7 protein-coding genes are annotated in these 6000 nt (G+C 61.9%); 2 read left to right on the forward strand and 5 right to left on the reverse strand.

Features of this window, described 5'->3' with window-relative positions; all coding sequences use genetic code 11:
* Nucleotides 1–646: 646 nt before the first annotated feature.
* The 5 genes from JOY88_RS01160 to JOY88_RS01180 form a co-directional block, all read right to left on the reverse strand.
* On the reverse strand, nt 647–1540 hold the full coding sequence (locus tag JOY88_RS01160) for a metallophosphoesterase (protein ID WP_293499624.1): 894 nt from the start codon (nt 1538–1540) through the stop codon (nt 647–649).
* Between the two features lie 61 nt (nt 1541–1601).
* Nucleotides 1602–2249 (reverse strand): TniQ family protein, encoded by a 648-nt coding sequence (locus tag JOY88_RS01165; protein WP_293499626.1) that lies wholly within the window; start codon nt 2247–2249, stop codon nt 1602–1604.
* Entirely contained in the window at nt 2246–3214 is a 969-nt protein-coding gene (locus JOY88_RS01170) for a TniQ family protein (protein ID WP_293499628.1), read from the reverse strand. Before JOY88_RS01170 ends, JOY88_RS01165 begins: the two co-directional genes overlap by 4 nt.
* A complete protein-coding gene (locus JOY88_RS01175) occupies nt 3201–4166 on the reverse strand; it encodes a TniB family NTP-binding protein (protein WP_293499630.1) in 966 nt (321 codons plus the stop codon). Before JOY88_RS01175 ends, JOY88_RS01170 begins: the two co-directional genes overlap by 14 nt.
* A 213-nt stretch (nt 4167–4379) precedes the next feature.
* Complete coding sequence (locus JOY88_RS01180; RefSeq protein ID WP_293499632.1) at nt 4380–5048, reverse strand: multiubiquitin domain-containing protein; 669 nt, start codon at nt 5046–5048, stop codon at nt 4380–4382.
* A gap of 213 nt (nt 5049–5261) precedes the next feature.
* Between JOY88_RS01180 and JOY88_RS01185 the strand changes: the two genes are divergently transcribed.
* Nucleotides 5262–5615 carry a helix-turn-helix domain-containing protein gene (locus JOY88_RS01185; RefSeq protein ID WP_293499634.1) on the forward strand — a complete coding sequence of 118 codons (354 nt, stop codon included), beginning with the start codon at nt 5262–5264 and terminating at the stop codon, nt 5613–5615.
* Entirely contained in the window at nt 5615–5863 is a 249-nt protein-coding gene (locus tag JOY88_RS01190) for a hypothetical protein (protein ID WP_293499636.1), read from the forward strand. Before JOY88_RS01185 ends, JOY88_RS01190 begins: the two co-directional genes overlap by 1 nt.
* Nucleotides 5864–6000: the final 137 nt, after the last annotated feature.

Genomic DNA, 6000 nt, shown 5'->3' on the forward strand with positions numbered 1-6000 from the left:
CAGTGGCCGAGAATGAATGCGCACGTCGCACGCGCCGTGCAAAAACTTGAGAGCCTCACTGCCTCCTCGTACACATGGCGTCGGTCATTCCTAAGGCCACGTGGAGACTTCGAATCGCGCCACGGCGACAAGCTCGCACTCGTCATGGAGGAAATGCTCGGAGGTGTCAAATCCCCTTCCGTAGCGGAACCTGGAGCGGCGGATCGGACTAACGGCATGGATAGTCAGAACCCGACCGTTGCCCTTTTGCGCGCGCACCTCGCAGCGGTTGTGAACCGCCTCCAGTATCTCGGCATGGATGCTCGCAGCGGTCTCGTGAATGCGAGCCTCGTAGACGCTGTGCTCAGCGCCTGTCGCGACTTGCGACTGCAGTAAGCCGATCAGCTCATTGAGCCTTGCAGCGCTGCTTTCACAGTCAAACGTTGACGTCATATCGCGCCCCTTGGCCCGCTAAAGGTATGCAGATTCACTGCGCCCGCCCCTGCGGAAGCACTATTGCAGGAGAAACGGCTGCGCAAGTCATCCACACTAAAGAGGAGGCGCGGCCGGTGCCTCCTGCTGGCACATTCGGGGACTTCAAGAGCGGCAGCGACTCTCGGCATCGAGTACATGATCGAACCGCCGCCGAGCCCGTGCGATGTCGAAATCACGCGTCGGCAATCCTTTCCGCGTTGGGCATTGGGTGAAGTGCACGCCCACGAGCTTGCGCCTCAGTGACCTCGATGACCCACGCGGCATTGAACTGGGCGTTCTCGAAGACTGTCTCGCTCGTCGGATACCCCCGCGGGTTGGAGACGACCCTGCATCCCTGCCGTTCGTAGTCCGATGTCGAATGCGTATGCCCGTGAATCCAAAGTGACGGCGCGGCAAAGAGCTCGCCCGGCAGATCGCTGACAAACGCTGGCGTGATCCAGCTGGACACGTACTGGGCAGCAACGGAAGCAATGGCAGGCGCGTGATGAGTCACAACGACCGTCGGTCCCTCAAACGGTTCCGCCAACACCCGGCGCAGCCAGTCTCGCTCGATCCAATGCTGAGCAAGCGTGTCCTCTGCTCGCAGCAGGCGGCGCACCTGCCGCTCCCGATACTGGCTTCGGGCCGGTGCCACAACCTCGATGCGCCTGAAATCGTTCATGCACATCGATGCTTCGTGCACGGCAAGTTCGACGTTGGTGACCATCCGACCATCAGGCTGTCGAACCGCCAGCTGAAAGTCTGTCCAAAGGGTGCAGCCAATAAATCGGACGCCTTTGATGATCGCCACGTCTCTAGACAAAACGTGGACGTCACTGCCAGACGTAGCGCTGCGCATGCGGCGCAACTCCTCTTCCATGACGCATCCGTAGTATTCATGGTTGCCAGGGACAAGCAGCACGGGCCGACCCTCAAACGCCTTCTCGCGCCGCGCCCAATCGACTGCCTGCCGCCCAGGGTTGTGGATATCGCCGGCCAGCACAACGGCATCGAACTGCAGATCCACGGGCAGACCCAGCGGAACGCCGAGCTCCAAGTGCAGATCAGACAAAGTGAGTAGTTTCATGTTTGGGCCCTCCGAGGCCTGCAAGTCCTCACGACGGTGCGCGATATCACGCGCCGGTCCTTCAAGGCCAGCATCGATGCCGCCGGTACAGCTCGATCTGGGTGACCACGCCCGGCCGGCGGAAATCCACGTAGGCAGGACCAACGGCGGCCAGGTCCGCTGAACATCGTTGGCAACGCCTCTGAGACGCGTGTCCAGCTTGCCCCGCTGCAGACTGCTCCATGTCGACCGGGTACGTGATGTATGCATCGCATTTCCAGCATCGGTCTTCCAACAGGCAGCTGTGCCGCAGGCAATGCCGCCAGTCGGCAATACGCCAGCGGATGTCGAGGTACGGTATCGGGCTTGTGGCCAAACAGGCGGGGCAATACCGGAAGCGAGATCTATCCCGCCAGGTAAGCAATGCCGGCGATGCCTTGATGTCCGTGCAATTCAGCAATGACATTGAGCCTGCAGCGTAGGAAAAAGCCGATCGATGAAGGGAACACTGTTGGAGCAACCGCGGCAGTCTTGTCCCCAGCAGCGCGAGATCCGGATCCCAGCGTTGGCGAAGACTGATTTGCAGGACCGCCATGATTTCCTTGAGCGGACGCCCTTGCGCCATTGCCAGTCGACTCATCCAGCTGCTGGGCGCCTCGTTCGTCAGCGGCGTTGGCACGCCGTGCCGCAGCACGGCGCCCGCACTCGATTTCTGCAGCGAGGCGCTCATAGGAATAGCGGCATCTGGCGACGAGGCCGCGCTCCGACCCGATGCTGACCTGTCGGGCGAGTTGCGCGATGGAGGTCCAGAAGCCAGGCTGCGCGCTGACCGTCTCCTTCAGCTGCTGGCTCGTCCGCTAGTTCCCTGAGAACCGGAAGGTGGACAACGTCGAACGCTTTTGGAGCGACGTCCCGCGCCAGCCCGATGTCCCACAGCCGCTGGAGGCCTCGCACGACCATCGCACCGACTTCTGGCAACTTGGCAGAGCTGTGACGGACATCGCGAACCGGATCGCCTGGCGCCTTCAGCAATCCGAACGCTTCGATCATGCGATAGGCGCCATCGAGCGTCATGTTGTGGAGGAGCGGTGGCAGTCCGCCAATCGCGTCTTGCGCGGCTGCTACGTCATCCTGCAGAACAGCCTCCGCCCAGCCGATCCAGGCGCGCACCTCGGGCTCCAGCAGCCTGCCGTCCACAGCCGGCTTGAAATACCGCCCACATTGGCAGATGCGCAAACCCGGTCGCGCCCACCGGACAGGCCGGTGGCAGCCACCGCACTCCTGAAGAAGGCTGTAGCCGTGTCGGCAACAGCCAGGCACTGCTCGCGTCAACCACACCAGCCGCGCGTACCCTGCCTCCCGAAGGCATTCAGGGCACAACTTGGCCAGCATGGTTGTCGGCGCTATCCACCGACTCAGCCGCTGTCCGGCAAGGTGCACCCAGCGCCCACCGCCGCGCCACTCAAGCAAGACCATACGACGGCGTACATCGTCCACTTCGGCGTGCAGCGCCCACGCCAAGGCGACGACGTCACTATCAACAAGGGCCTGGCGGCGGTCCAGCCCCAACCACTGCATGCCCTCCTGATACGCGACGCCATTGGCCTGAAAGGCACGCAGCATCATGCTCATGGCCGACTCGCCCGGCTGCCGTGGGACGAAGACGCCGAGCCGACGACAGTCACGCCGAGGCATACGGATTCAACACCTGGTTGGACGCGCCGCTGATACGCTGGAAGGCAGTCTCAAAGTGCTCGCGTGCGACTGCGTTGGCGCCAGAGTCGATGGCAACCAGTACCGCCTCCGTCAGCAACAGCTTGGTGCGGCGGCGATTTCCCAGTGCTGCCCGGTGCGTAAGCGCGGCGAAGCCCCGGTCGCTAAGCAGCTTGAAGTCGATGCACTTCGTGCGCTTGCCGATCTCGCTGAGGAACTTGCACCACACGGCGTCGTCGTCGAAGTAGCGAAGGCTTAGCCGGACCGATACCCGGTCTGCCAACGCCTCGTCCACGCGCTCGAGACCACCGAAGGTATCGCTAGCCAGGAACACGAGCGCGATGCCAGTCTCGTCCATCAAGTCGCGGAGCACTTCAGAGGCTGTCGTTTCGACCGCGCCTTTCGTTGCCCGAGTTGACTTCTTGACCGACTGCTCCAGTACATGAGCCTGATCGACGAAGATCACACGGGTGCCCAGTTGCTGTAGCGCCTCGAAGGCGATGTCACGCATGCCCCAGAAGCGGCCCTGGCGAATGGTCGTGAAGGGATGTCGGACCGCTCGCAACAAGTGCGACACCATGCCGCCTGCGCATGGGTTCGATCGCAATCGGATCCGCAGCGCGCCATGCCCCTCGATGATGTCCGTGGAGGTGGGCAAGCTTCGCTGGAAATACTCCGCGATGCTTGACTTTGACGAGCCGGGCGGGCCTGAAACCAGGATGCCCTGAGGGCGGTTGACGCGAAGCGCCAATTGATATGAACGGTCCAACGCCTCAAGGACAACCTTCAGCTCAGGAAAGAGCACGTACTTGCGGTCCACCTCGTCCGCGGCGAGGAGCGCACGCGCGGAGTACATGAACATGCGGCGCGCTGCAATCTGGCGCGCCTCCTCTTCGGCGCTGTCGCCGGTGTCGATGATGTCGAAATCGGTCATGATTCTTAAAAGTCGACGACTTCAAAGTCGTCCAGGTTGATTGGTGAGTGCTTCTTGATCTGTTCGGCGCTGATGGGTTCGACCGGCACTGCCAGAACTTTTGGCGTCTCGGCCGCGCTGCCGCCGAGAACTCGGGCTGACGTCGCGCCGGAGTAGCGCGCCGCCTGCTTCTGATCCGCGCGTGTCTTCCAGCTGACCGACTCTTGCCAGTGCTCATGCAGGCGCAGCCGAGCGCGTTCGAGATATTCGTAGGCGCCGTTGTTCTTGAACTCCTGCCGGGCGAACTTGCGAATCTGCAGGTGCTGGTTCCAGCTCAGGCCGTTGGTCGACCACGCGTTCGCGCGAATTGACCTTGATCTTGATTTGGATCGGGCGCGTGATGAAGCGCTCGGCACCGGGCTGCGCCAGGTCGACCAGTTCCTTGTCTTCGATCACGCGGTCTTCGCCGCCGGCCGCGTCCAGCCAGACGTCGGTGGTGTCGCCCGGTACGCCGGCCAGGCGCTTGATCGTGCTGCCCGAGATTTGCGACGCGCCCCAGTCGAATGCACGCTCATCCAAGAAAAAGCGGAACGTGCGGTCACTGCGGAACACGAGGAACTTCTCGGCGCCAGCGCTGCGCAGATCCACGGCCTGATCGGGACGAATGACTTCCAGCACGCCATCGCGCATGACCTGGAACACCAGGAAGTCACTCGCGGGGCGGGCGCCGGCGGCCGCCAGGATCTGGCTGCCCAGCACCACGGGGTCATCAACTACTTTGGGCACGAACTGCATCGACTGGTCACCGATCTGGATGCCGAACGGGCCACGCTCACGAACAGGGCGCCCCGCCGCCACAGCGGCGTAGACGTCCTCAACACCTTCTTCAAATTGCTTGCGCATCTACAGCTTTCATTGGTCACGCGGACAGCCGCGCACTTCGGTTTCGCGCTTGCTCAACGAGGTCGCTGCTGAGCGCTTGATGCAACTATGCGCAAGCGTGCTAAGTTTGTCAAGCACATCAAGCGCGCTTTGAAAACTTAGCGGCGCGACCTAAACTGTCTTGAGGCGGGTAGCCGTGAGGGTCACGGGTGCTGTCGCCGAAACAGGCAGTCCGTGAAAGTCACCCTTGGTCAATACCTCGCCTCGATCCGCAATGATCGAAAGATGTCGCTTAGGCAGGTCGAAGAGTCCAGCTGCAAGGAGGTTTCAAACGCGTACCTCAGCCAGCTCGAAAACGAGAAGATCCTTCAGCCAAGCCCGACCATCCTCAACAAGCTGGCTGAGATCTACAAGATCGATTACGTCACGCTCATGGAACTCGCGGGCTACCTACCTGCCGTGGGCAACCGCACAGCCAGCGAGCGTCACGGCCGCATTGCGACGTTTGCAGAGCACAACCTGAGCCCCGAAGAGGAGGCCCAGCTGATGGAATACCTGCAGTTCATCCGTACGAAGAAGCGCTCCTGATGAAGCCTGACGACAGCAGTCTCCAATCCTTTGAACTGGCCGCTGTCGAACGACGGGCTCAGGATCTACTCAATCGCGCATCTGCATGGGGTCGTTTCCCCACGCCGATCGACGACCTCCTAAGCGCTGCGAAGTTGCGGGTGGCGCCCAAAGGGATGTTCGATGCTGAAGCCTTCTTGCAGTTCGTCAAGAAAAAGGCGGCCCAGGCAGCGCAAACACTCAAGTCAGCCCTCTCGAAGGCTCTTTGATCGTTAGTTAGTGACAGGCTCACGCCCTGAGCCAGCCGGCCACCAGACTGGTCGCACGAGCCCCACGTGGAGGGCCGCTGGAGCTAGCGATGGACGCGAAGGAATTGAAGCAGTGGCTGAGTTCGGTGTCGCGGCTG

The organism is Roseateles sp. (genome assembly GCF_019237615.1).
Taxonomy (GTDB): Bacteria; Pseudomonadota; Gammaproteobacteria; order Burkholderiales; family Burkholderiaceae_C; genus Pelomonas.